This window comes from Citrobacter sp. VF227 (genome assembly GCF_052950715.1).
In genome coordinates, this window is record NZ_JBRFVF010000391.1 from 1 (window position 1) to 468 (window position 468).

At 67.1% G+C, this 468-nt stretch carries 1 protein-coding gene; it reads left to right on the top strand.

Going from position 1 to position 468, the window contains the following annotated elements; translation table 11 throughout:
• The coding region (locus ACU8YC_RS26915) for a sensor histidine kinase (protein WP_446896247.1) at window positions 1–468 on the top strand (468 nt) is incomplete at both ends.

A 468-nucleotide genomic window follows, 5' to 3' on the forward strand; every position in this document is an offset into this window, starting at 1 on the left:
GGCTTGGAGCGCCGCCTCGCCCGTCACGCCATCGACCTGCGCCGCTCGAACGAGGAACTGGAGCAGTTTGCCTACGTCGCCTCCCACGACCTGAAGGCGCCCCTGCGCGGCATCCAGAACCTTGTCGGGTGGATGGGGGAGGACCTGGAAGGCCCGCTGACCGGCGACGTCCAGACAAACATGGAGTTGCTGAAAAGCCGTGTGCGCCGGCTGGACAGCCTGCTTGACGACCTGCTGGCCTACTCACGGGCCGGGCGGGCTGATGCGACGATGGACACGGTGGACACGAAGTCCCTCGTCGATGAGCTCGCCGTGCTGGTAAGCCCTCCAGAAGGCTTCGCCATCACGGCAGATGCGTCCCTCCCGACGTTACAGGCGGCGCGTGCACCGCTGACCCAGGCCTTGCAGAACCTCATCGGCAACGCCATCAAGCACCACGACCGGCCGGCCGAGGGGCACATCCGGGTC